23 protein-coding genes are annotated in these 25,139 nt (G+C 33.5%); 15 read left to right on the forward strand and 8 right to left on the reverse strand.

Going from position 1 to position 25,139, the window contains the following annotated elements:
• The 7 genes from PKK00_08975 (at position 1) to PKK00_09005 (ending at position 5,753) form a co-directional block, all read left to right on the forward strand.
• Entirely contained in the window at positions 1 to 939 is a 939-nt protein-coding gene (locus tag PKK00_08975) for a glycosyltransferase (protein ID HNW98525.1), read from the forward strand.
• A gap of 12 nt (positions 940 to 951) precedes the next feature.
• Complete coding sequence (locus PKK00_08980) at positions 952 to 1,347, forward strand: glycoside hydrolase family 43 C-terminal domain-containing protein (GenBank protein HNW98526.1); 396 nt, start codon at positions 952 to 954, stop codon at positions 1,345 to 1,347.
• A 39-nt stretch (positions 1,348 to 1,386) separates the two neighbouring features.
• The gene (locus tag PKK00_08985) at positions 1,387 to 2,532 is read left to right on the forward strand and encodes an AAA family ATPase (GenBank protein HNW98527.1); all 1,146 of its coding nucleotides are present in this window, start codon (positions 1,387 to 1,389) and stop codon (positions 2,530 to 2,532) included.
• 1 nt (position 2,533) lies between these two features.
• Positions 2,534 to 3,133: a DUF4276 family protein gene (locus PKK00_08990; GenBank protein HNW98528.1), complete on the forward strand. Its 600-nt coding sequence runs from the start codon at positions 2,534 to 2,536 to the stop codon at positions 3,131 to 3,133.
• A gap of 17 nt (positions 3,134 to 3,150) precedes the next feature.
• Entirely contained in the window at positions 3,151 to 4,281 is a 1,131-nt protein-coding gene (locus PKK00_08995; protein HNW98529.1) for a glycosyltransferase, read from the forward strand.
• Positions 4,282 to 4,292: 11 nt separating this feature from the next.
• Positions 4,293 to 4,979: a SagB/ThcOx family dehydrogenase gene (locus PKK00_09000; GenBank protein HNW98530.1), complete on the forward strand. Its 687-nt coding sequence runs from the start codon at positions 4,293 to 4,295 to the stop codon at positions 4,977 to 4,979.
• Between the two features lie 192 nt (positions 4,980 to 5,171).
• The gene (locus PKK00_09005; GenBank protein HNW98531.1) at positions 5,172 to 5,753 is read left to right on the forward strand and encodes a SagB/ThcOx family dehydrogenase; all 582 of its coding nucleotides are present in this window, start codon (positions 5,172 to 5,174) and stop codon (positions 5,751 to 5,753) included.
• A gap of 43 nt (positions 5,754 to 5,796) precedes the next feature.
• Here PKK00_09005 and PKK00_09010 read toward each other — a convergent pair whose 3' ends face one another.
• From PKK00_09010 to PKK00_09035, 6 genes are all read right to left on the reverse strand, one after another.
• The gene (locus PKK00_09010) at positions 5,797 to 5,940 is read right to left on the reverse strand and encodes a hypothetical protein (protein HNW98532.1); all 144 of its coding nucleotides are present in this window, start codon (positions 5,938 to 5,940) and stop codon (positions 5,797 to 5,799) included.
• Positions 5,941 to 6,115: 175 nt separating this feature from the next.
• Positions 6,116 to 8,083 (reverse strand): hypothetical protein, encoded by a 1,968-nt coding sequence (locus tag PKK00_09015; GenBank protein ID HNW98533.1) that lies wholly within the window; start codon positions 8,081 to 8,083, stop codon positions 6,116 to 6,118.
• Between the two features lie 416 nt (positions 8,084 to 8,499).
• On the reverse strand, positions 8,500 to 9,741 hold the full coding sequence (locus tag PKK00_09020; GenBank protein ID HNW98534.1) for a DUF1015 domain-containing protein: 1,242 nt from the start codon (positions 9,739 to 9,741) through the stop codon (positions 8,500 to 8,502).
• A gap of 125 nt (positions 9,742 to 9,866) precedes the next feature.
• A complete protein-coding gene (locus PKK00_09025; protein ID HNW98535.1) occupies positions 9,867 to 10,790 on the reverse strand; it encodes an NAD(P)-dependent oxidoreductase in 924 nt (307 codons plus the stop codon).
• A 104-nt stretch (positions 10,791 to 10,894) separates the two neighbouring features.
• Positions 10,895 to 11,968 carry a 3-phosphoserine/phosphohydroxythreonine transaminase gene (serC, locus tag PKK00_09030; GenBank protein ID HNW98536.1) on the reverse strand — a complete coding sequence of 358 codons (1,074 nt, stop codon included), beginning with the start codon at positions 11,966 to 11,968 and terminating at the stop codon, positions 10,895 to 10,897.
• Positions 11,969 to 12,101: 133 nt separating this feature from the next.
• A complete protein-coding gene (locus PKK00_09035) occupies positions 12,102 to 13,091 on the reverse strand; it encodes a hypothetical protein (protein ID HNW98537.1) in 990 nt (329 codons plus the stop codon).
• A gap of 96 nt (positions 13,092 to 13,187) precedes the next feature.
• Here PKK00_09035 and PKK00_09040 point away from each other — a divergent pair, with 96 nt between their 5' ends.
• The 8 genes from PKK00_09040 (at position 13,188) to PKK00_09075 (ending at position 23,140) form a co-directional block, all read left to right on the forward strand.
• On the forward strand, positions 13,188 to 14,249 hold the full coding sequence (locus tag PKK00_09040) for an acyl-CoA reductase (GenBank protein ID HNW98538.1): 1,062 nt from the start codon (positions 13,188 to 13,190) through the stop codon (positions 14,247 to 14,249).
• Positions 14,250 to 14,365: 116 nt separating this feature from the next.
• Positions 14,366 to 14,632 (forward strand): type B 50S ribosomal protein L31, encoded by a 267-nt coding sequence (locus tag PKK00_09045; GenBank protein HNW98539.1) that lies wholly within the window; start codon positions 14,366 to 14,368, stop codon positions 14,630 to 14,632.
• A 153-nt stretch (positions 14,633 to 14,785) separates the two neighbouring features.
• Positions 14,786 to 15,970 carry a GlmU family protein gene (locus tag PKK00_09050; GenBank protein ID HNW98540.1) on the forward strand — a complete coding sequence of 395 codons (1,185 nt, stop codon included), beginning with the start codon at positions 14,786 to 14,788 and terminating at the stop codon, positions 15,968 to 15,970.
• 81 nt (positions 15,971 to 16,051) lie between these two features.
• The gene (lon, locus tag PKK00_09055; protein ID HNW98541.1) at positions 16,052 to 18,508 is read left to right on the forward strand and encodes an endopeptidase La; all 2,457 of its coding nucleotides are present in this window, start codon (positions 16,052 to 16,054) and stop codon (positions 18,506 to 18,508) included.
• Positions 18,509 to 19,126: 618 nt separating this feature from the next.
• Positions 19,127 to 20,782, forward strand: coding sequence for an ABC transporter substrate-binding protein (locus tag PKK00_09060; GenBank protein HNW98542.1), 1,656 nt, complete (start codon positions 19,127 to 19,129; stop codon positions 20,780 to 20,782).
• 142 nt (positions 20,783 to 20,924) lie between these two features.
• Positions 20,925 to 21,878, forward strand: a complete 954-nt coding sequence (locus tag PKK00_09065) for a hypothetical protein (GenBank protein HNW98543.1) — start codon at positions 20,925 to 20,927, stop codon at positions 21,876 to 21,878.
• A gap of 147 nt (positions 21,879 to 22,025) precedes the next feature.
• The gene (locus tag PKK00_09070; protein ID HNW98544.1) at positions 22,026 to 22,304 is read left to right on the forward strand and encodes an ATP-dependent Clp protease adaptor ClpS; all 279 of its coding nucleotides are present in this window, start codon (positions 22,026 to 22,028) and stop codon (positions 22,302 to 22,304) included.
• A gap of 11 nt (positions 22,305 to 22,315) precedes the next feature.
• Complete coding sequence (locus PKK00_09075) at positions 22,316 to 23,140, forward strand: M48 family metallopeptidase (protein ID HNW98545.1); 825 nt, start codon at positions 22,316 to 22,318, stop codon at positions 23,138 to 23,140.
• Positions 23,141 to 23,155: 15 nt separating this feature from the next.
• Here PKK00_09075 and PKK00_09080 read toward each other — a convergent pair whose 3' ends face one another.
• Positions 23,156 to 24,016: a cation diffusion facilitator family transporter gene (locus PKK00_09080; GenBank protein ID HNW98546.1), complete on the reverse strand. Its 861-nt coding sequence runs from the start codon at positions 24,014 to 24,016 to the stop codon at positions 23,156 to 23,158.
• A gap of 17 nt (positions 24,017 to 24,033) precedes the next feature.
• Positions 24,034 to 24,933 (reverse strand): hypothetical protein, encoded by a 900-nt coding sequence (locus tag PKK00_09085; GenBank protein HNW98547.1) that lies wholly within the window; start codon positions 24,931 to 24,933, stop codon positions 24,034 to 24,036.
• Positions 24,934 to 25,139 lie beyond the last annotated feature (206 nt).

Genomic DNA, 25,139 nt, shown 5'->3' on the forward strand with positions numbered 1-25,139 from the left:
ATGGATATTTCAATTGTTATTCCCTTATTAAATGAAGATGAATCCTTACCTGAACTTTCAGCATGGATTGAAAAGGTTATGAATGAAAATAGATTCTCGTATGAAATTATTTTCGTTGATGATGGAAGTACTGACCGTTCGTGGGAGATAATAGAACACCTTTCTGAAAAAAATAAAAATATCAAAGGAATAAAATTCCGTCGTAATTATGGAAAATCAGCAGCATTGAATTGTGGATTCCTGGATGCACAGGGCGATGTTGTAATTACTATGGATGCCGACATGCAGGATTCGCCTGATGAAATTCCTGAATTATATAAAATGATAAAGGAAAAAGGTTTTCATCTTGTTTCAGGATGGAAACAAAAACGCTACGATCCTATTACGAAAACCCTTCCCACCAAGTTATTCAATTGGGCTGCCCGTAAAATGAGTAAAATAAAACTACATGATTTCAATTGCGGGTTGAAAGCATACCGGAACGATGTTGTGAAAAATATAGAAGTGTATGGCGAAATGCATCGCTATATTCCTGTAATAGCAAAATGGTCGGGTTTTTCAAAGATTGGCGAAAAAGTTGTTCAACACCGTAAACGTCAATACGGAAAAACAAAGTTCGGGATGAGCCGGTTTATCAATGGTTTTCTTGATTTGATATCTTTATCTTTTGTTGGAAAATTTGGGAAAAAACCGATGCACTTTTTTGGTTTATGGGGAACATTCCTTTTCTTTATAGGATTTGTAATTGCAACATACCTTGTTTATGCAAAGTTTGCAATGGATTCCTATAAAATGACTGAAAGACCATTGTTCTACCTGGGTTTATTATGTATGATTATTGGTGCGCAAATGTTCCTTACCGGTTTTATTGCTGAAATGATTTCAAGGAATTCATTGGATAGGAATAATTATATTATCGAGAAAAAAATAAGTTTATAGAAAATTAAACAGATGAAATATAATTTATATTTATTCCTGATTTTTGGAATTCTTATTTTTTTATTTTCTTGTTCGGGTACTCCTGATAAAAGCAAGGCCACTATTGCTGAAGTGAAAAATATTAAGGATACTTTTAAAAATAATGACGATTTTTTTAAAGAAAAAATTATTGGTACATGGTCGGCATTTGAAACCGTAAGAGGTGAAACGATTTCATTTGACAGCGATGGAAAATTTAAAGGATATGATGGACGTACCAGGTATGAAGGAACATGGGAAATTAAAGAGCATAAAATAAATTTATCTACAAACGGCTTATTTTACCTTGACATAAAAGACGACACGCTATATCTTGATTCTACAAAGTATATGCGTCAGCCGCCGGCATTGTCAGATAAGAATAAATAATATTTATTCTGAACTTTGAACTGAAAAAGTAGTTTAATTATGATTATATCAAGATTGATATTAAAGAATTGGAAAAATTTTAAAGATGTAGATATTGAGCTAAAAGAAAGGGTTTTTCTAATAGGGGCGAATGCTTCAGGTAAATCTAATCTGTTGGATGTTTTTCGATTTTTAAGAGATATTGCAAAACCTGGAGGTGGATTACAAAAAGCAGTAACTGATAGAGGTGGGATTTCTAAAATTCGCTCTCTGGCAGCAAGAAGACATCCAGATGTAGAAATTGAAGTTCATATTTCTGATTTTGGTTCAGAAGAAATTATTTGGAAATATGCTATTGGAATTAAACAGGAAGCAAGAGGTTATAGACTTCCTTATTTATCTTATGAAAAAGTTTGGGATGGAAATAAATTAATAATAAATCGTCCAGAAGATGATGATAAAAAAGATAAAGTTAGATTAACACAAACTTATCTTGAACAAATTAATACTAATAAAGATTTCAGGGAGATTTCAAGATTTTTTGAAAATGCACTTTATCTACATTTAGTGCCTCAATTATTAAAATATCCTTCTGCTTTTACAGGGCAAGATTTACCAGGTGATCCTTTTGGAAAAGGATTTTTGGAACGTGTTGCAAAAACAAATGAAAAAACTCGTAAAGCATGGTTAAATAAAATTGAACATGCTCTTAAGATAGCTGTCCCACAATTGACGAATCTTGAATATACAACAGAAAGAGGTTATCCTCATCTTGAAGTTACATATTCACATTGGAGACCTGGTGCAGGAAGGCAAAGAGAAGAACAGTTTAGTGATGGAACACTTAGATTAATCGGTCTTCTATGGTTATTACAGGAAGGTGATTCTTTATTATTACTTGAAGAACCTGAACTTTCGTTAAATGGAGCAATAGTTTCAAAATTAGCACCGTTAATATATAAACTTCAAAAACAAAGAAAAAGACAAGTATTAATTTCTACTCACAGTTCAGATTTATTAAATGACAGAGGTATTTCTTTAAAAGAAATTGCAGTATTGGAACCTGCATCGGAAGGTACTAAAATAACAATTGCTTCAAATATTAAAGATGTAAAAAAAATGCTTGATACAGGAATGAGTCCTGCATCAGCAATATTACCCCGAGTGAAACCAAAAGATATTAATCAACTATCTCTTGAAATATAAAATGAATCCTATTCCTCTGAACCTTGTATTTGAAGACCAAATCAGCGAATTTGTAATGAGAAAACTTGCAGCTATTTGTGATGACAAATTCTTTATTTCTTATTCATATTACGAAGAAGGATTTGGGTATATAAAAAAAAATATAGATGGTTTTAATGAAGCATCGAAAGGTTGTGCTTTTTTTGTTCTCACAGATTTGGACAAAACCGATTGTGCTCCAACTTTAATTAAAAATTGGTTGAATAAAAAGGTTCACAATAATTTAATTTTTAGAGTTGCTGTCAGAGAAGTTGAAGCATGGTTGTTGGCAGATATAGAAGGATTCTCGGAATATACAGGAATATCAATTGCTAATTTTTATGATAATCCTGAAAAGATTGATGATCCAAAGATTGAACTTTTTAGATTGATAAAAAAATGTCGAAAAAGAGAAATTAGAGAAGATATATTACCAAAAGATGAATATGCGAAAATAGGTCCTAATTATAATGAGAGATTAGGTGAATTTGTTTTTAAGTATTGGAATGTTGAAAGGGCGGCAAAGCGTTCAATTAGTTTAAAAAAAGCACTTTCTCACCTTTCAAGATTTGATTATATTTAAAACAAAAGATATTATTAATGAGTACAAAAAAAATAGTTATCATTGGCTCGGCTTATCCCTTACGCGGTGGAGGTCTTGCAACATATAATGAACGACTTGCCCTTGAATATATACGAAATGGTTGTGATGTTACTATATATACATTTTCATTACAATATCCCTCTTTTCTTTTTCCAGGTAAAACACAGTATTCAGAAGGTCCCGCGCCAAAAGATTTAAATATTAAAATTACTGTCAATTCCATAAATCCACTTACCTGGCTGAAAACAGGCAAAGAAATTCGCAAACTAAAACCGGATATTGTTATAATAAAATTCTGGATTCCTTTTATGGGTCCATGTTTGGGAAAGATTGCGCGCATCATTAAAAAAAATAATCATACAAAAATAGTTTCTATTATTGATAATATAATTCCTCATGAAAAAAGATCTGGCGACAGGATGCTTGCGAATTATTTTGTTAAGGCAATTGATGGTTTTGTAGTTATGTCGAAATCAGTTCTGAATGATTTGGAAACATTTGATAAGAGCAAACCTAAAGTTTTTTGTTTGCATCCACTGTATGATAATTATGGAGAAATAATTCCTAAAGAAATTGCAAAACAAAAACTAGGGTTGAATAATTCATTAAAATATTTATTATTCTTTGGATTTATCAGGGATTACAAAGGCCTCGACCTTTTGCTCGAAGCATTTTCGAAATGTATTGAAAAAGATAAAACTTTAAGACTAATTGTAGCCGGCGAATTTTATACCGATTCAAAACCCTATTTAGAAATTATAAAAAAGCATAAACTGGAAGAATATGTTTTAATGCATACTGATTTTATTCCCGATGAAAAAGTAGCAGAATATTTTTGTGCATCAGATATTGTAGTTCAGCCATACAAAGATGCAACACAAAGCGGCGTTACACAAATTGCATATCATTTTAATAAACCAATGATAGTAACTGATGTGGGTGGACTTGCAGAAATAATCCCTGATGAAAAAGTTGGCTATGTTGTAAAACCTGTGATTTCTGAAATTACTGATGCAATCCTGAAATTTTATCAACAAAATAAAGAGAATGATTTTTCGGCAAATGCCAGAATTGAAAAAGAAAAATATTCCTGGAATAATATGCTTAAAGCGATTGAACAAATTTAAAATTCTTTACTATGAAAAAAGTATTTTTAGTTTTATTTGTATTGATATCTTCAACAGTGATTAGTCAAAACACAAACACTGACTCTGTAAAAGTAAAATTACCGAAACCTTCATTAAAAGGCAGTATGTCGGTTGAAGAAGCTTTATCGGTTAGGCGTTCAATAAGAGTATATAAAGACACATCACTCACGTTAAAAGAAGTTTCCCAAATACTTTGGGCTGCATATGGAATAACGGATACCATACGACGAAATGGTATCGGCTTGCATACAGCGCCATCGGCAATGGCATTGTATCCCTTATCAATTTATATTGTTGCAGGAAATATTTTGGATTTGCCATCAGGAATATATCGTTATCACCCGAAAGGGCATTACCTGTCGTTAATAAAATCCGGTGATTACAGAACCGATTTATACGAGGCATCAAATAACCAGTATATGATAAAATCAGCGCCATTCAATATTGTTTATTCTGCTGATACTTCATTGGTGAATAACAGATACGGTAAAAATACAGGTATAATTATGGCCAGCATGGACCTTGGTCATTCCGCTGAAAATGTTTATTTACAAGCAACAGCTTTGGATTTGGGAACTTGTGCTGTAGGCGGATTAAAGCCCGAAAAAGTTGCTGCAATATTTAATATGACGGAGAATGAGAAAGCTGTTTATATTATGCCTGTTGGCAGATATTAATTTATAATGATAAATAAATTTTAATAATATTTCTTATGATAAAAAATATTCACTTTGCATTTGGAAAAATAATATTTTTCTTTTGCCTGGTTTTTTATCGCAAATGCTGCTGTTAGTCAGGATTCTTCGTTAGTAAGCAAAACTAACGATACCGTAAGCATAAATTTACCAAAACCTTTAACAACTTGCGGAATGTCGCTGGTTGAATCATTATGGAAAAGGCGTTCAATAAGGGTATATAAAGATACCTGTCTTTCACTTAATGAAGTTTCTATGTTGTTGTGGGCGGCATATGGCGTTTCTGATTCTGTTAAATGGGGCGGTATAGGTCTGCATACAGCGCCATCAGCAGGTGCGCTGTATCCTTTAGAAGTATATTTAGTCGCAGGAAATATTACAGGTTTACCTTCAGGTATATATAGATACCATCCATTAGGTCATTATCTAACGCTTATTAAATCGGGGGATTATAGGGTTGAATTATATGAAGCATCATTATATCAGGGAATGATAAAAAATGCATCTGCAAGTATTGTGTATTCTGCGGTTTTTGCAAGAACTACCGGTAAATACGGTAAAAGAGGGAGAGAGCGTTATGTGTGTATGGACCTGGGGCATTCCGGCGAAAATGTGTATTTGCAGGCTACTGCTATGGGTATAGGCACTTGTGCTATTGGCGCATTTGATGATAGCAAGATTTCAAAGATTATGCAAATGCCAAAAGTTGAAGAACCTCTTTACATAATGCCATTGGGCAAATTGAAGGATGAATAATTTTAGAGCGAGCATTTCAACTTAAATTATCTGATTTATTTTTTTATTCCTTTTTACTTTTCTTTATCATCACTGCACCAATGATACAGAATAATAATCCTGCAATAGTACTAAACTTATTATAATTGGTAATTGACAAATAGAAATAAGCATTCCATATCAGCATAAGCAATCCAATCCAATCCAATCATTCCGAATATATAACCTGTGGTTTTTATATGATATATTTGGATGTACTTCAAGTTTATTTCAAAAATATATAAAAATAAATTATCCAAATAGTAAAAGATTTTATAATTTTTATTTTCTTCGAAATCAATTTCAAATATATGAATATTATAAAATTTTTTATCGAAAATATTTTACTTACAAAACAAAATAATTGCGTCATTAGCTTTTATATTGCCTAATTCAGAGGCTTTGCTAAAATCGTTGCATGCGTCTGCGGTATCCTTCATTGCCAGCTTTAAGATAGCACGATTATAAAATGCCATATCATTTTTAGGATTGCCTTCAATGGCTTTGTTATAATCTTTCAGCGATGCATCATAATCGTTTAAAAGATATTCAATTTTTGCTTTATTCACAATATATTCCGAAGCGAATTTTGGATCCGCTTCAATAGCTTTGGTTACACTTATCAAAGCATTTGGAAAATCATTCAGGTTGAATTGAGAAAAGCTCATTTCGTTATACACAAATGCAATATTTTCAATTTTGTTTTCTATCGCTTTCTTGTAATCGTCAATAGAAGCGGCATAATCCATCTGTTTTTGTTTTGCATGTGCACGGTTATAATATGCCAGTGCGTATTTATTGTCGATATTAATAGCTTCGGTATACCCGTCAATAGCCAGTTTCAGTGAGTCCATTTTGAAATAACATTTTGCGCGGCTGTTGTATGCAGTAGCATATTTATAATTATGGTTTATCGCTTCATTATAATCCGATAAAGCTCCCTGAATGTCGTCGACATTAAATTTGCTGTTTCCTCTTGCCCAGTAACAATGACCAACATCGGGATTCTTAGCAATCACATCATCAAAAATAGTAATGTCGTTTTTCCAAACTGTATTTCTTTCGAAAGTAAGCACAGAAAAAAGAAGTGCAATACCTGCGAAAATAAACACAATATAGTTCTTCATTTTCTTGCTGTAGTTGCCGAATTTGTTGTCGGTGTAATCGCAATAAAGTTTTCCGGTAATAAAAAACAGCCCGATATATGGAATGTATGAATATCGTTCGGCTACAATAGCAAAGCCTACAGGAATGAATTGTAATACAAGAATAATGGTTATCAAAAAGAAAAGAAAACCAAAAATAAGTTCTTTGCGTACATTCTTAAATTTATAAATCAGGAAAACGATCAGCGCAATGCCAAGAGGGGCAAGGTAATAGAGCAGAGGTAAGGCTCCACCGGTTTTTAAAGGGTAATAATGAATTACAGAAAGCGAAAACGGAGCAATGGCTTTAACAATATAAAACATTACAGCATAGCTTACCAAAAATATTTTATCAAAGAATGAAAAGTCGAAATTAAAATCGGTTAGCGCGGAAGTAGCGCCAGCCGAGCTTTGCGATAATATGGATACAATGCCAAATATTAACGAAAGAAGGAAATAAGGGATTTTTTCCAAATACGTTTTTAAAATATATTTGCGCTTCATGTAAAAATCAAAAAGCACTATGAGTGGCGCAAGGCATACTGCTGCAGACTTCGACATAAGTGAAAATAAAAATAAAATTAAAGAATAAATAAGGTATTTGTATTTTGTATCGTCATAAATGTATTTCAAATAAGCGATTAGTGAACCTAAAAAGAAAAATGTATAAAGTACATCCTTGCGTTCCGAAATCCATGAAACCGATTCTACATGCATAGGATGAATACCGAAAAACAAAGCTACAATAACAGCAATCTCGATTCTTTTTGTTAGAAGATGGGTTAACCAAAATACCAGCAGTACATTTAATACATGAATCAATAAATTGAAAAAATGAAAATGAAATGCTCCGCTGCCAAATAAATTTGTTTCAATTGCTAATGATAATACTGTTAGCGGATGATAAATACCGGCAACATAACTTGAAAAGATAGTTCCGATATCATTTGCTGTTAATGCTTTAGCGTTGTCGGCGCTGGTTGTGTAAATAATATCATCGAAATTATATACAAAACTATTTTTCAGTGAATTTGAAAAAACAATAATTGTTAGCAAGGCAATAAGCATAGCATAAATAATAACTTTTTTATCCTTGTTATTATTTATTGTTTTATTCTTTGTAGCAGCAACCTGTTTCTTTCCTTTGGTATTCTTTGCTTTTGCCATTTTTTAAAAATGAAATTAGAAACAAATATAATATTTTCTCTGTGAAACTCTTATACCTGAATAAACTCAGTGCTTCATTTTTTTATGGTACCTGTCAGTGAATACCCGTTTGATCAGCGTTTACCCGCGTCGTTTATTACAGTTTTATGTTGATGGGTTATAGCAACTGGTTAAGTTATTTGTTATGAGTTAAAAGTTTTTTTACGATCGACTTTTGACTTTCAACAAGACTAACAGCTACAACTTACAACAGTTATAAAAAATAAAAGTCCCTGAATAATCAGAGACTTTCTTTATGTTTTATGTTGATAGGTTATAGCAACTGGTTAAGTTTAAAGTTTTAGGTTTAAAGTTTTTTTTTACAAACGACTTTTGACATCCAACCAGACCAGCAGCCACAAACCTACAACTTTCAATTAATCCAAAAGATGCACCACCAGTCCGCTTCTCAGCTTTGGCTCAAACCAGGTAGTTTTTGGAGGCATGATGTTTCCTGTATCAGCAATTGTAATTAATTGTTTCATTGAAACAGGATAAAGCGCAAAAGCAACTTTCATCTCGCCACTGTCCACACGTTTTTTTAATTCACCAAGTCCACGTATACCGCCAACAAAATCAATTCTTTTATCGGTTCTTAAATCTTTAATCCCAAGAATTTGATCCAGTATAAGATTGGAAAGTATGGTAACATCAAGCACACCGATAGGGTCGTTATCATTGTATGTTCCGGGTTTTGCATTTAAAGCATACCACTTGCCATCCAAATACATTCCGAACTCGTGCAGTTTTACGGGTTTAAATATTTCATGACCTTTTTCGGTAACAGAAAATTTCTCTTTTAATTTTTCCACAAGTTGAGCAGGAGTAAGTCCATTTAGATCTTTTACTACGCGGTTATAATCAATGATGTTTAATTGATTATCTGGGAATATAACAGCGAGAAAATAATTATATTCTTCTTTTCCTGTATGGTTCGGGTTTTTCTGTTTTTTTTCATTTCCTACTAAAGCGGCAGCAGCAGTGCGGTGATGACCATCGGCTACATATAAGTAAGGAACTTTTTTAGCAAAAAGCTCAGTTATTTTTTTAATAGTGGCATCATCATCTATTAGCCAGAATTCATGGCCGAATCCATCATCTGTAACAAAATCATAGATTGCCGGTGTCTTTGTAATTTTATTTACAATATCATCAATCTCCGCAACAGCAGGGTAGGAGAAGAAAACAGGTTCAATATTAGCATTGTTGTTTCTCACATGTTTCATGCGATCTTCTTCCTTGTCCTTGCGGGTAAGTTCGTGTTTCTTGATAATGCCATTCATGTAGTCATCAACATTGGCGCAGGCAACAAGACCATATTGTGTGCGACCTATCATTGTCTGAGCATACACGTAATACATTTCTTTTTTTTCAGGAACAAGCCATCCGTTCTTTTGCCACTTTTTAAAATTCTCAACAGCTTTGTCATATACTGCTTGTGTGTGTTCATCTGTTCCCGGGGCAAAATCTATTTCCGGTTTTGTAATATGTAACAGCGATTTTTCTGTTGCTTCTGCTCTTGCTTCAGCTGAATTAAGAACATCATAAGGACGAGATGCAACTTCTTTTACAATTTCTTTCGGCGGACGTAGTCCTTTGAATGGTTTTATTATTGACATATTTTATAGTTAAAAAGTTAATAAGTAGATAAGTTAGCAAGATAAAAGAATCCGCCGCAGCATGAGCATTGGCGGATATTTTAATTTTAATAATTTGAACGTTGAACTTTAAACATTGAACTTTTTTATTTGTTTACCTGGAAAGTTTTGTCGCCTTTCTTTATGAAGTTCACAATTTGATTTGCTGCTGCAAGTCCGGCATTGATATTGGCTTCCGAAGTTTCAGCTCCCTGTTTTTTGGGAGTGCTGTAATAACGGTTTTCATATTTCAACAAATCGGCATGGCATTCAGGAGCAATATCAGAAATATATTTGAAGTCAGGTCTTTCTTCCAGCATTTTTTTCAAACATCCTTCATCCATAACTTCTTTACGTGCAGTATTCACAATAGTTCCGCCTTTAGGCATTTTCGACATCAAATCAAAATTGATTGATTTTTTTGTTTTGTCGTTTGCCGGAATATGTAAAGAAACATAATGGCATGTAGAATAAAGTTCTTCAATATTCTTTACAACCTTTACTCCGTCTTTTGTAATATTGGCTTCAGGAACAAACGGGTCGAAAGCATATACTTCCATACCAAATCCTTTTGCAATGTTGGCAAGCATTTTAGGAACATGACCATAAGCATGCAATCCTAATTTCTTTCCTTTAAGTTCAGAGCCTGAGCCACCTTTAAATTGTGCACGTGCCATGAAAACCATCATGCCTGCTGCAAGTTCAGCAACTGCATTTGAATTTTGTCCGGGAGTATTCATTGCAACAATGCCTTTGGCAGTAGCAGCAGCCAAATCAATATTATCATAACCCGCACCGGCGCGAACAATGATTTTTAAATTTTTACCTGCTTCAATAACTTCTTTAGTGGCTTTGTCGCTTCTGATAATCATTGCGTCTGGATTAACATCTTGAAGAAAACTAATTAATTCATATGATTCTTTAGGTTCTGAAAACCAAGTTTCAAAACCAGCTTTATCAAAAATTTCTTTTATACCATCTTGTGCTATTTTAGCAAAAGGTTTTTCGGTTGCTATTAAAACTTTTGTCATTTTTTTTATTTTTATAATTTATAATTTCACGCAAAGTTGTTATGAATGCCAAGTTAAAACGAAATTCAAATATTCAACATTCAAAATTGAACTTTGGTTATTGACTATGCTTTTTGTTTTTCAAATTCTTTCATGCAGTCAACTAATGCCTGAACGCTTTCAATTGGTAATGCATTGTATGTAGATGCCCTGAAACCGCCAACCGAACGATGTCCTTTAATTCCAACCATTCCGTTTGCTTTTGCAAAATTCATGAATTCATCTTCCAATTTAGCATAATCGGGTTTCATAACAAAGCAAATATTCATCAATGAGCGTGAATCTTTTTCAACAGTACCAACAAATATTTTGCTGCTATCAATAGCGTTATATAAAAGGTTTGCTTTTTTCTTATTCATTTCTTCCATCACTTTCACACCACCAATTGATTTTAACCAACGCAGTGTTTCCATGATAGTGTATATAGGAAGACATGGAGGAGTATTGTACATTGAACCTTCTGCTATGTGTGTTCTGTAATCGAGCATTGAAGGGATTTTGCGGCTAACCTTACCAAGTACATCCTCGCGAACGACAACAAATGTAGCACCTGCAGGTCCTAAGTTTTTCTGGGCGCCACCGTAAATCATTGCATATTTCTTTACATCAACCGGACGACTGAAAATATCAGATGACATATCAGCAATCAAAGGAACAGGACTGTCCATGTCATACCTGATTTCAGAACCGTAAATAGTGTTATTGGTAGTGATGTGCATGTAGTCAACATCTTTGGGTATTTCCCATCCTTTTGGAATGTAAGTAAAATTCTTATCAGATGAAGAAGCTACAATATTAACTTCGCCAAAAAGTTTTGCTTCTTTAATGGCTTTCTTAGCCCACACACCTGTTTCAAGATATGCAGCTTTCTTTTCCAGGAAATTAAAAGGAACCATACAGAATTGCATGCTGGCACCACCGCCAAGGAATAATACATGGTATCCTTCGGGAACTCCAAGTTGTTCTTTAAATAATGCTACTGCTTCGTCAATTACTGCCTGAAAATCCTTACTGCGGTGTGAAATTTCGAGAACCGACATACCTATACCATTAAGGTCAAGTACAGCTTTTGCTGTGTTTTCAATAGCGATTCTGGGAAGAATTGAAGGTCCTGCATTAAAATTATGAACTTTTTTCATATTTATTTAATTTTTTATGGTTTGTTAAAATGTTTAATATTTTGCTCAAAATTGCAAATAATTTTAATATTAATAAAAATAAAATGATTTTTTTTTTAAGTAAGGTGAAAACAAGTTGAGAATGTAGGAATAATCAATTTCTCTGATGTTTCTTCTGCTCTTTGATGATCGCTTTTACTTTTGCTTTCTCGGCGCCGGTCTTCTTGCGCATACGGGCATCCACATCTTTCACCATATTCCATTTACCCATTCTGAAGATAAAAGCATCGAAAACATTGGTTTCGGGATAGTAAAACTGGTATTGTCCTTCAAGACTGGGGTCTTTAGGTGCAAGCCTATCGAAAACAATCATGTTGCGACTTTTTTTACCAGGAACTTTATCTACAATATCAATATTGAGTCCATCAGTTACTATGCTTTTGCGATTTTTCTTACCACTATACATAAATTGTTTTTCATATTTCAGCGACATGGATACCGTTGTTGAATACTCGAATATCACTCGTTTCTGAAGCTTTTTATTGTATTTAAATATAGATGCTCCGAAAACAGGTTTTTCGTTAGAATTGAATATAAGCACATCAATAATTTTTTTTTGTGAAAGTAAATCATTGCCATCCCAGCCAAGCAGTGTGTAGTATTTTTTCCCTCGCGATTTGTTATAAATGATTTTATAATAATGTGCTCCGTACCAGTTTGTATTAGTAAGGTTCTGCATTTCAGGAGTTGTGATTTTATCCGAATTATCCTTTAAGGGATACAGGTAATATTTTTTTTCTTTCTTGTTCCATGCCTGGATGATGCCAAAATATTCATAAGTGCCGTCAGTTTTTCTAAGATTCCAGTTAAATATTCTTAATTTCTTATCTTCCGAAACAAGCCTGGCAATAGTAATAAGCGAATCGAAAGGATAATCAAAAGAGTTTTCTTGTAATAAAGTATTTCCCAGTAATGACAGGAATTTTTCGTTAGCATTGTATTTAATGAAATCATTTTCTCCGCCGATAATGATTGTTCCGAGCTTTTGCAGAGAATCTTCCGCTTTAATAAAGTTCGCATTTTTCTGTGAAAATAGCTGGAACGATAATAAAATCAATAATAACAGGAAATATTCTTTTTTCATTATAAAAATCGATTGCTTAATATATAATGACAAAAATAACATATTATTGTGTTGTCATTAAAACGTATTTATATTTTTGTTGAAAAATTATAAGGAATGTCAAATACTGAAAACAGTTTAACCGCATTTATTAAACTTGGAGAAAAGATAAACAAACTCGTTGAAAACGGAGGTGATGAAAGCTTTGATGAAATTATCCGAAAAAGTTACAAGCAGAATAACTGGTTTATCCGCGAAAACATTTTGTTTGCTTTAAGGTCAATTGCATTAATGCTCAGTGAAGAAAAGCTGCGGCAATGGCTCGCTGCATATAAATTCCCTGATACAAAAAATCAAAATCCTAAAAATATTTTGGTTGTTTCTGCCGGAAATATTCCTTTGGTAGGTTTTCATGATTTTCTTTCTGTACTGATTTCCGGCAATAATTATGTTGGAAAATTATCTTCAGATGATAATATATTATTACCTGCAATTGCCGAAATGCTTATTTCAACAGAAGCATCTTTTGCTGAACACATTCATTTTACAGAAGGCAAAGCGCAAGACTTTGATGCAGCTATTGCCACAGGTTCAGATAATACTTCACGTTACTTTGATTATTATTTCGGGAAATATCCTAATATAATTCGGCGTAACCGCAATAGCATAGCTATATTAACAGGGCAGGAGAGTGAATCCGAACTTTCGGGATTAGCAGATGACATTTGTATGTATTTTGGTTTGGGATGCCGGAATGTTTCAAAAGTTTTTATTCCTGAAGATTCTGATATATCAATTATTTTCACTGCTCTTCAGAAATACCGCAATAGTTTATCGATGCATAATAAATACATGAATAATTATGATTATCACAAATCCATATTCATGATGAATCAAACTAAATATATTGATAATGACTTTATGCTTTTTACTGAAAATGCCGCACTTTCATCACCAATAGCGATTGTGAATTATCAGAGGTATAAAAATACAGAAGAAGTGAAAAAATATATTGCTGATGAAAAGGATAAACTGCAATGTGTTATTGGAAACGAAAACATATTTAATAATGGATATCCTTTCGGGAAAAGCCAGCAACCTGAATTATGGGATTATGCCGATGGCGTGGATACTTTAGCTTTCTTACTGAAATTATTTACATGTTCTTCTTCGTTTTGAAAAAAATAAATCTACATTTGTTATGCAAAATAGCAGGGATTAAAATTTTCTTCATAAAAATTTTGTATTTATTAAATAAATTAATACTTTTGCACTCCGAAATTAATTAGAACATTATGAAAAAAGACATTCATCCTAAGGAATACAGATTTGTGGTTTTTAAAGATATGTCGAATGAATATTCATTTATGACAAAATCTACTGCACAAACAAAAGATACAATTGTATGGGAAGACGGAAAAGAATATCCACTTGTAAAACTTGAAATTTCACATACTTCACATCCTTTTTACACAGGTAAGATGAAACTGGTTGACACAGCCGGTCGTATTGATAAATTCAAAAATCGTTACAAAACCCATCTCGAAAAAAAAGCTGAGTAATAAAAATATTCAAATCCTCCGAATACCGGGGGATTTTTTTTATCCTTCCATTTTATTTTTTTTGTAACAAAAAATATTTTTATTCGTAAATATTTTATTCGCACTTTCTGAAAAAATAAATATAACTTTGTAACAACGACAAAATATTTTAACATGAATTATATACTTTTCGACAACCCAAACCGCACCGATTTGTTGCCATTTACGTTTACCCGACCTGTAGCCGATATAAGAATAGGTATTCTTACAATTCGCGAAAAATGGGAAAAATGGCTTGATGTAAAAACTTCTACATTAACAGAAGAATACCTGAGTAAAAAGTATCCGCTGGTGAAAGGAAAACATAATATTTTAATCAATGGTTCTGTTTGCCCCAATGAAAAACTTATTGAACAGGTTCAAAAGCTAAAACGCAACCAGGCATTGGTTCATGATGATTATCTTATAGCTATTCATCTGAATGAAGAAGATATTGAAAACCTTGAAAGCACTGAAAATATTGAAGATATCGAAACCAATGTACCTCATATCAAAATTCAGCAACTTTGGGATATATTCAGTAAAAATGCTGATGCCATAAAAGAAGATTTCGCACTACTTACCAAAAATAAAGAGTCGAATGCCGTGAGCAAAACCAATACACTGATTTGCCCTGAAAATATTTTTATAGAACACGATGTGAAAATGGAATGCGCAGTGCTGAATGCTACCGATGGCCCTATTTATATTCGTCATCATGCTGAAATAATGGAAGGCGCTGTAATACGCGGACCTTTTGCTCTTGGTGAATTTGCAATAGTGAAAATGCTGGCAAAGATTTATGGCGCTACAACTATTGGCCCATATTCAAAGGTAGGCGGGGAAGTAAGCAATTCTGTTATTTTCGGGTATTCCAATAAAGCACATGACGGCTTCCTTGGAAATTCAGTTCTTGGCGAATGGTGTAATATTGGCGCCGACAGCAATAATTCAAATCTGAAAAATAATTATACCAATGTTAAACTTTGGAATTACCCGGAGAAAAAATTCATTGATACCGGCTTGCAGTTCTGCGGGCTTATTATGGGCGACCACAGCAAATGCGGCATCAATACAATGTTTAATACCGGCACAGTAGTAGGAATCAATTCAAGTATATTCGGACATGGTTTCCAACGCAATTTTATTCCTTCCTTCTCATGGGGCAGCACTTCAACAGGTATGACCACTTTCGAAATCAATAAAGCGATTGAAGTAGCTGAAAGGGTTTTTGAACGCAGGGGATTAGTGTTTGATGAAATCGAAAAAAATATTTTACGTAACATATACAATTTAACAAGGGAATATCGTAACCTGTAAACTGGCATAGTACTTGTCATAGGGGCAATTCCTCTACAAATACGTAAAATTCTGACAGTTTGACATGAAAGGAGTTTTTTAATGAAAGATCATTCTATTGATTTTAGAAGTTTCCATTTGCCTAATCTTATTGACGAGGACACTGAATTTATTCCATTGCTTTCATCGGAAGATGAAGAACAAATGAATGCTGAAGAAATGCCAGATATATTGCCAATTCTTCCGTTGCGTAATACTGTTCTTTTTCCGGGAGTAGTAATCCCGATTACAGTAAGCCGCGACAAATCAATAAACCTTGTTAAAGAAACTTATAAAGGAAATAAAGTTATTGGCGTTGTATCGCAAAAAGATGTTGCTGTAGAAGACCCTAAATTTTCCGACTTAAATACAATAGGCACTATAGCAAAGATATTCAAAGTGCTGCAGATGCCTGATGGAAGCTCTACCGTTATCCTTCAAGGCAAAAGACCTTTCATGATCAAAGAATGCATACAGTCCGAACCTTATTTCAAAGCATCGATAATTCCTTATAATAATGTAAGCATTTCCAGGAAAGATGAAAAGTTTGAAGCGCTCATGTCGTCAATTCGCGATTTGTCTGTTCAAATCATTAAGCTTTCTCCCAACATGCCTTCCGAGGCTTCATTTGCTATTAAAAATATTGAAAGCCCTACTTTTCTTCTGAATTTTATTTCTTCAAATTTAAATGTAGGTGTTACAGAAAAACAACGCTTGCTCGAAGTGTCTGATTTTACTGAGCGTGCCAATATTGTGCTTACCCATTTGACTAAGGAAATCCAGATGCTGGAACTGAAAAATCAGATCCAGTCAAAAGTAAAAGTGGACCTTGATAAACAACAGCGCGATTATTTACTGAACCAGCAATTAAAAACAATTCAGGAAGAATTAGGCGGCAATCCTAATGAGCAGCAAATAAATGCTCTTAAAGAAAAAGCAAAGACAAAAAAATGGAAAGCAGAAATTGCTGAAGTATTCGAACGCGAGATGAACAAGTTGCAACGCATGAATCCCGCTGCTGCCGAGTATTCCATTCAAATGAATTATATTGAGGTAATGGTTGAGCTACCCTGGAATGAATTAACACAGGATAATTTCGACTTGAACCGTGCCCAGGAAATTCTTGATGAAGATCATTTTGGGTTGGATAAAGTAAAAGAAAGAATTATAGAACATCTTGCTGTATTGAAATTAAAAGGCGATATGAAGTCGCCAATACTGTGCCTCGTAGGCCCTCCTGGAGTTGGAAAAACTTCGCTCGGCAAATCCATTGCTCGTGCACTTGGACGGAATTATGTAAGAATGTCGCTTGGCGGTATGCGCGATGAAGCTGAAATTCGCGGACATCGCAAAACATATATTGGCGCTATGCCCGGCAGAATAATTCAGAATATTAAAAAAGCCAAATCATCCAATCCTGTTTTTGTTCTTGATGAAATAGATAAGGTAAGCGGGAATAATGTAAATGGCGATCCTTCTTCTGCATTGCTTGAAGTACTCGACCCTGAGCAAAATATTGCTTTCTATGATAATTTTCTTGAAGTGGATTACGATCTTTCCAATGTAATGTTCATTGCAACAGCAAATACATTAAGCACTATACAGCCGGCACTACGCGACCGAATGGAAGTGATCGATATCAGCGGATATATCATTGAAGAAAAACTGGAGATAGCAAAACGCCATCTTTTACCTAAGCAATTAAAAGAACATGGTGTTCAGGAAAACCAGCTGGTATTGAATAAAAAAATACTGGAAAGCATCATCGAAAATTATACACGTGAATCGGGTGTACGTCACCTGGAAAAAAATATTGCTAAAATTATCAGGAATAAAGCCCGTTTCATTGCAATGAATGAGAAATACGATAAGTGTGTTTCAAAAGAAGACTTAGCTAAAATACTTGGTATTCCTGTTTATCAAAAAGAGAAATCTGCTACCGGCGATATTGCAGGAATAGCAACAGGACTGGCATGGACTTCTGTCGGTGGAGAAGTGATATTTGTGGAAGCCAGTATCAGCAAGGGTAAAGGGAACCTTACATTGACCGGTAATTTGGGCGATGTAATGAAAGAATCGGCAACACTTGCATATGAATATTTAAAATCGCATTCCAAAAGTTTAGGTATTGATGAGAATGTTTTTGAAAAATGGAATCTTCATATTCATGTACCTGAAGGTGCAACACCAAAAGATGGTCCTTCGGCAGGGATAACCATGTTCACTGCAATAGCATCAGCATTCACTCAACGAAAAATACGTACCGATGTGGCTATGACCGGTGAAATAACCTTACGCGGACGCGTACTTCCTGTTGGCGGTATCAAAGAAAAAATTCTTGCCGCCAAACGTTCCGGGATAAAAAACTTGATTCTTTCCGAAGAGAACCGTAAAGATATTGAAGACATAAAAGCTGTTTATCTCGAAGGGCTGAACTTTACCTATGTTAAGGAAATGATTGAAGTCATTGATATTGCTTTATGCAAAAGTAAAATCAAAAATGCTATAGTTTTTTTATAAACAATTTCCTTTTCCCTTTCATTTATACTCGTTCTTATCAGGTTTGCAAAGACAAAACTGTTTAGAACGAGTTATACCGTACAGAAAACAAAAAATATTTTTGCAAAACTCTTTTCTGTCGGTATAAAAATAAATTTATCATTAAATTTTATTTTCTCGCAGATTTTCGCAAATTAGAATACGGATACTCGCTGAAAATATTATCATCTGTGATAATCAACGGTATATTGCTGCGTTCGCCATGGCGAACGCAGCAAGTAGATATTTATTTCTAATTAATAAACTAATGGCAATTGGTATGAGTGATAGGTTGAATTTTTTCTTTTCCGATTCAATAAAAATTTTTTCAATTATATTTACATTTGAAAATAAATTAAAAGTTAAATTTTATTTTCTCGCAGATTATAGCAAATTATACTCGTTCTTATCAGGTTTGCAAAGGCAAAACTGTTTAGAACGAGTTATACCGTACAGAAAATAAAAAATATTTTTGCAAAACTCTTTTCTGTCGGTATAAAACGCTGAATCATGCTGAAGAAAATTAGCTTCTGCGATTATTAGTGATATTTATCTGCGTTAATAAGCGAGAAATATTTAAAGTGTTGAAAGAATTTTTTTATGAAGACTAAACTGTTTCTTTTTTTTATCTTTTTGATTTTTATTGTTTCATGTAGCAGAAACACCAATGAGGATAAGGGAAAGACTGTTTTCCATTACAATGAAGCAGCAGGAATAGTTTCGCTCGATCCGGCATTTGCAAAAGACCAGGCATGTATATGGGCATGTAATCAGCTTTATAATGGATTGGTTCAGCTCGACGATAATCTTCAAGTTCTTCCTTGTATTGCTAAATCATGGGAAATTTCACAGGATGGATTGCTTTATACTTTTCATTTACGTAACGATGTTTTCTTTCATGACCATAAACTATTTTTTAATAGCAAAGGAAGAAAAATCATTGCTTCAGATTTTGTATATAGTTTTAACAGAATCATTGATCCCAAATTAGCTTCACCCGGCGCCTGGATATTTAATAATGTAAACGATTCTATGACCGATAAATCTTTTAATTTTAAAGCATTGAATGATTCTACTTTACTCATAGCTTTAAAAAAGCCTTTTCCTCCTTTTCTTGGCTTGCTAAGCATGCAATACTGTTCGGTTGTTCCAAAAGAGATAGTTGAAAATTACGGAAAAGATTTCAGGAAAAATCCTGTCGGCACGGGTCCGTTTAAATTTAAAATGTGGAAAGAAGGAGTGAAACTTGTTCTGGTGAAAAATGAAAATTATTTTGAATACGATGGGGATAAACGTTTGCCTTATCTCGATGCCGTTGCTATTACTTTCATCACTGATAAACAATCGGTATTTCTTGAATTTCTCAAAGGTAATATTGATTTCCTGAATAGCATCGACCCGGCATATAAAGATGAACTCCTTACGCGTTCAGGCAAACTAAATCCCAAATACCGGGCACAGTTTAATATGCTTACTGAACCATACCTGAATACAGAATACCTCGGATTTCTTGTTGATTCGGCTTCTGAAGTTTTTAAAAACAGTCCTCTTTATAATAAAAAAATAAGGCAGGCTATTAATTATGGCTTCGACAGGAAAAAGATGATAAAATATTTACGTAACAATATTGGTACTCCCGGTAATTATGGAATGATACCCGTTGGCATGCCTTCGTTTGATTCGATTGCAATGAAAGGTTATGAATACAATCCCGAAAAAGTCCGTGAACTGCTAAAAGAAGCGGGTTATCCTGGTGGCGATGGCTTAGCTGATATTTCGATAAGCACTACATCAACATACCTCGACTTGTGCGAATACATCCAGCAACAGTTATCCGATTTTGGAATTAAAATAAAAATTGAAGTGAATCCTCCTGCAACATTGCGCGAAATGGTTGCAAATTCAAAACTGCCATTCTTTCGTGGTTCGTGGATTGCCGATTACCCTGATGCAGAAAATTATCTTTCACTTTTTTACAGTAAAAATTATTGTCCGCAAGGTCCTAACTACACGCATTTCAGCAATACAACTTTTGATAAGTTATACGAAAATGCTCAGCGCGAAACCAACGATAGCCTGCGCTATTCATATTATGTTAAGATGAATAAAATTGCAATGGACGAAGCACCGGTTGTAATTTTATATTACGACCAGGTTTTGCGTTTTACACAAAAAAATATTTCTGGATTAACAAGCAATCCAATGAATCTGCTTACGCTGAAACAAGTTAAGAAAATAAAATTTGTATCAAATTAATTTAGAAATAGCGGTCATCCAGAGTAAATCGAAGGATGAACCGCATACAGAATGTTCACGTTTCGTATTCAATATAACATTCTTTAACATAATAGACTTAAATAAAAATTAGTAATAAAACCGATTCTAATAAACATTAAAAATGAAAAATGCTATAGTGATTTTTTTCTTTTCGTTCCTGTTCTTTTCATTCAATATGAAAGCTCAGCAGAAGGAGTGTGTTTTCAGAGATAATGATATGCTTTTTATTTATCATACTTCACAAGGTCGAATTGACGGGAAGTATACGTCGTATTATAAAAATGGAAAAATAAAAGCGGAAGGAAATTTTAAAAATAATTACCGCTACGGAGAATGGACACTTTGGGATACTACAGGAAACATGCTGATAAAAAGGTATTATAAGAATCCTTTTACATTCGATAACCTGGTTTCCGAAAAACAATTTAAAATAACACCTTATGTTTTAAAATATAACAACGACGGTTATCTTGATTATTTCCAGTTAAAAGAAAAGATGATTGTTACTTCAAAGCGTGTATGGCGGTTTATTCCTTCTGAAAATAATTCATTGCTTTTTGAAAAAAATATTCTTCAAAAAATTATCACAACCAACATTAATAAAGACAGCATTACAGCTTATGATACAAAAGATGATGATTTCAACACCCCATTAAAACATTCTGAGATAAATTCAAACTTCGTTAAATTCATAGGTTATAAAATAAAAGAAGATTGGTTTTTCGATAATGAACGTATGGTTTCCGAAATGCGGATAATTGGTATCTGCCCGGTTGCTATAGATACGTTTAAACATGATACCATCGATTTGTACTGGCTTTATTTTCCGAAAATAAGAAGATACCTCGCAATGGAAAAAATTAATGTTGTTGGTGTTCCTCCCGAAATCACAAATTATGATGACCTTTTCTTTTACCGTTATTTCTATAGCAATATTTACAAAGAAGCAAATTTTAAAAACAAAGAAATTTCAGATTATAAAAACGGTGATGATATTAATAAAGAAGCCGAAAGAATAGAAATCAATATTATTGAAATGGAACACGATACCTGGAAAAAACTTGCCGGTATTTGATTTTTCTATCGGTATAATTTTTTTTCATACAACTACTGTTACGATACGGTACACTATATGTTAACATTGTAAAACCTTATTTTTATTGAAATAATTAAGTAATAATCTGTATTTTTTTATTAATTTTGAATTTCGAATTCAGTAACTATGGTAGAACATAAAACAAGACCGAAACACAGAAATGAAGAAAAAGAGACTTCAGTAAGTGAACTTGTTCTTCATAATGATGATTTCAACACTTTTGATTTTGTAATCAAAACGTTAATGGATGTTTGCAAACATGAGCCCGAGCAGGCAGAGCAATGCACACTGATTGTTCATCACAAAGGTAGATGTACTGTAAAAACCGCCCCTCATGATGTACTGGAACCAATGTGCAAGCAATTACTTGAAAGCGGACTTACGGCTACAATAGAAAAATTATAATCATTAATCATATGAGAAAACACAAAGTCATTGTAAGCATGATATTGCTTGCAGTAATTATATTTTCCTGTTCAAAAGTTCCTATCACGAACAGAAAACAATTAAAATTATTACCCGAAAGTATAATGCTCAGCATGGCGCTTACCAGTTACCAGGAATTTTTAACACAGAATCCACCGGCAGCAGCAACTGAAAAAAATACAATAATGGTAAAAAGTGTAGGAGGTAAGCTTAAAACAGCCGTTGTTGACCTTATGAAAGAAAAAGGGTTTTCAAAAAGAATACAAAATTATAAATGGGATTTTAATTTGGTAAATAGTGCAACTGTTAATGCATGGTGCATGCCCGGAGGTAAAGTTGTTGTATACTCAGGAATACTTGATTATACGAAAGATGAAACAGGCCTTGCAGTTGTTATGAGTCATGAAATAGCCCATGCCGTTGCACGTCATGGCAATGAACGTATGAGTCAGCAAATGGTAATACTTATGGGCGGTATCGGATTAAGTGTAGCAATGCAACAACAACCTGAAAAAACAAAGAATATTTTCCTGATGAGTTATGGAGTTGGTTCAGTACTGGGAACATTAGCATATTCACGTCAGCATGAATATGAAGCTGATAAGTTGGGAATGGTGTTTATGGCTTATGCCGGTTACGATCCTTCAAAATCAATAGAATTTTGGGAACGGATGTCAAAACTTACAGGTGGCGCTACGGTTCCTCAATTTCTGAGTACACATCCAAGTGATGAAAACAGGATCAAAGCATGTAAAGAATTTTTGCCTACAGCAATGAAATATTATAAAGCCGGAACAACTACTTCTGCAAAATAATTTTATTCTTCTTCTTTACTTTTTTAACGGTTCAACATGAATGGAAACTTCGATGTTTGGTATTTTACTTTCTATATCCTTTTCAATTAAATCGCATATATCATGAGCCTGTTGAACGGAAAGGTTTTCGGGAACCTCTAAATGTAAATCAACATATTTAAGATGCCCGGCATTACGGGTTCGTAGCTGATGGAATTTTCCAACACCGGATGATTTTGATTTAATGGATTCTTTAATGATTTCTATTTCTTCGTCGGGAAGTTTAACATCAAGTAAAGGAGAATATGCATTTTTTAAAAGTATAAATGATTCCCGCAAGATAAATGTAGCTACAAGTATTGCTATTAAAGGGTCGAGAATATGATAATCGGTAATCCATATTAATGCCAGTCCAACAGCAACACCCAAAGAGGTATACACATCAACTTTTAAATGCAATGCATCGGCTTCTAAAGCAATGGAATCTGTTTCTTTGGCAACCTTATATAGTCTTCGCGATACTATATAATTAACAACAGAAGAAATGAACATCACAAAAAATCCAATACCTAATTCTTCTATTTCATTTTGAAGTACTATTTTCTGAATAGCTTCATAAATGATCCATATAGCTGCAACAAAAATAAGTAACCCTTCGAGTACGCCACTTATATTTTCATATTTTCCATGTCCATACGGATGTTTTTCATCGGGAGCTTTATCGCTTACTCTTACTGATAAGAATGCGATTACAGCTGCAACCAGGTCCATAAGAGAGTGAATGGCTTCAGAAATAATACTTACGGAACCGCTTAAAATTCCTGCAATAATTTTCATGATTATCAGAAATGTATTCGATAATATGGAAAGCCTTGCTGTTTTTGCTTTTTTATTCATAACAATAGTTGTTATAGTTATAAAATCCCATTTAAGATCGTAGAAATATAAAATGTGTAATTCAGGTGAGGCGCAGTATAATTGCCCATTTTAACCTGTGAATAATAAATGTTTAATGTAGGCATTACAGAAATCGATTCACTGAAAATTAAATTCATTCCGCCACCGCCAAAAGCGCCAACTCCTACACCACCTTGTTCTAGTTTATAGTATAAGTAATACAAGCTCGTGAGTGAAAATTCCATTCCTTCAATATTTATTTTATTCTCAATATATTTTGTATTGGTAAGGTTAATGCCACATTGAATGAAAGGACGGTATTTACTTTCGGGATTAAACATGTATGAATAGCCTATATCAATTGATGCGCGCTGTTCACTTCCCCAAATTGATTCCTGTTTGTAAACAGGATCTGATGAAAAATTATTCGGATCATCTACTTTCAGTGTGAACACATCTTTTGCTTTTAATTTGGAAAAATGGAATTGCATAATTATTCCTGAATTCTTAATAGCATACTTAAAGTACACGCCCAGTGCAAAAGCAGGGGAGTAATGCATTTTTGCTGGTAATTCAGCAAGACTGAAATCATACAGCAATGCTTCCTTGATACGAGTATAATTTTGATAATAATTAATTACTGAATCCAGATTGTTTCGTCCCGAGCCATTATAATTTGAAGCGGTATAACGGTTGGCAAAATAAAAACCCAAATCAGCTCCTATATAAAGACCGTTTTCATTATCATTATCGTCATCCGGTAATTGTAATAAATTATATTTTTTATCTTTTTGTTTTATTTTGAATAATTGTACTTCATCCTTTTTATCATTAAATGAACATTGACATATTGCTTCAGACGAATAAGCAACACATATTATGAATGACAATATTTTTATTGAATTTTTAATAATCATAATTATTATCCTAAAAACAAAAGTAAACTTTATTAAAAATATAGTGATGCAATAATGTTGAATTGTTTAATATAATTTTTTATTTGTTTTAATAAAACAAGATAAAGAATAAAAAAATAAGCTATCCGAATGACGGATAGCTTTGATTTTCTAGTGACTCCGGAGGGATTCAAACCCCCAACCTTCTGATCCGTAGTCAGATGCAC

It is taken from the genome of Bacteroidales bacterium (genome assembly GCA_035353855.1).
Taxonomy (GTDB): Bacteria; Bacteroidota; Bacteroidia; order Bacteroidales; family CG2-30-32-10; genus DAOQAK01.

Coding starts and splice junctions, on each gene's coding strand:
- PKK00_08975 (HNW98525.1), top strand. CDS start 1: ATGGATATTTCAATTGTTATTCCCTTATTAAATGAAGATGAATCCTTA.
- PKK00_08980 (HNW98526.1), top strand. CDS start 952: ATGAAATATAATTTATATTTATTCCTGATTTTTGGAATTCTTATTTTT.
- PKK00_08985 (HNW98527.1), top strand. CDS start 1,387: ATGATTATATCAAGATTGATATTAAAGAATTGGAAAAATTTTAAAGAT.
- PKK00_08990 (HNW98528.1), top strand. CDS start 2,534: ATGAATCCTATTCCTCTGAACCTTGTATTTGAAGACCAAATCAGCGAA.
- PKK00_08995 (HNW98529.1), top strand. CDS start 3,151: ATGAGTACAAAAAAAATAGTTATCATTGGCTCGGCTTATCCCTTACGC.
- PKK00_09000 (HNW98530.1), top strand. CDS start 4,293: ATGAAAAAAGTATTTTTAGTTTTATTTGTATTGATATCTTCAACAGTG.
- PKK00_09005 (HNW98531.1), top strand. CDS start 5,172: ATGTCGCTGGTTGAATCATTATGGAAAAGGCGTTCAATAAGGGTATAT.
- PKK00_09015 (HNW98533.1), bottom strand. CDS start 8,083: ATGGCAAAAGCAAAGAATACCAAAGGAAAGAAACAGGTTGCTGCTACA.
- PKK00_09020 (HNW98534.1), bottom strand. CDS start 9,741: ATGTCAATAATAAAACCATTCAAAGGACTACGTCCGCCGAAAGAAATT.
- PKK00_09025 (HNW98535.1), bottom strand. CDS start 10,790: ATGACAAAAGTTTTAATAGCAACCGAAAAACCTTTTGCTAAAATAGCA.
- serC (HNW98536.1), bottom strand. CDS start 11,968: ATGAAAAAAGTTCATAATTTTAATGCAGGACCTTCAATTCTTCCCAGA.
- PKK00_09035 (HNW98537.1), bottom strand. CDS start 13,091: ATGAAAAAAGAATATTTCCTGTTATTATTGATTTTATTATCGTTCCAG.
- PKK00_09040 (HNW98538.1), top strand. CDS start 13,188: ATGTCAAATACTGAAAACAGTTTAACCGCATTTATTAAACTTGGAGAA.
- PKK00_09045 (HNW98539.1), top strand. CDS start 14,366: ATGAAAAAAGACATTCATCCTAAGGAATACAGATTTGTGGTTTTTAAA.
- PKK00_09050 (HNW98540.1), top strand. CDS start 14,786: ATGAATTATATACTTTTCGACAACCCAAACCGCACCGATTTGTTGCCA.
- lon (HNW98541.1), top strand. CDS start 16,052: ATGAAAGATCATTCTATTGATTTTAGAAGTTTCCATTTGCCTAATCTT.
- PKK00_09060 (HNW98542.1), top strand. CDS start 19,127: ATGAAGACTAAACTGTTTCTTTTTTTTATCTTTTTGATTTTTATTGTT.
- PKK00_09065 (HNW98543.1), top strand. CDS start 20,925: ATGAAAAATGCTATAGTGATTTTTTTCTTTTCGTTCCTGTTCTTTTCA.
- PKK00_09070 (HNW98544.1), top strand. CDS start 22,026: ATGGTAGAACATAAAACAAGACCGAAACACAGAAATGAAGAAAAAGAG.
- PKK00_09075 (HNW98545.1), top strand. CDS start 22,316: ATGAGAAAACACAAAGTCATTGTAAGCATGATATTGCTTGCAGTAATT.
- PKK00_09080 (HNW98546.1), bottom strand. CDS start 24,016: ATGAATAAAAAAGCAAAAACAGCAAGGCTTTCCATATTATCGAATACA.
- PKK00_09085 (HNW98547.1), bottom strand. CDS start 24,933: ATGATTATTAAAAATTCAATAAAAATATTGTCATTCATAATATGTGTT.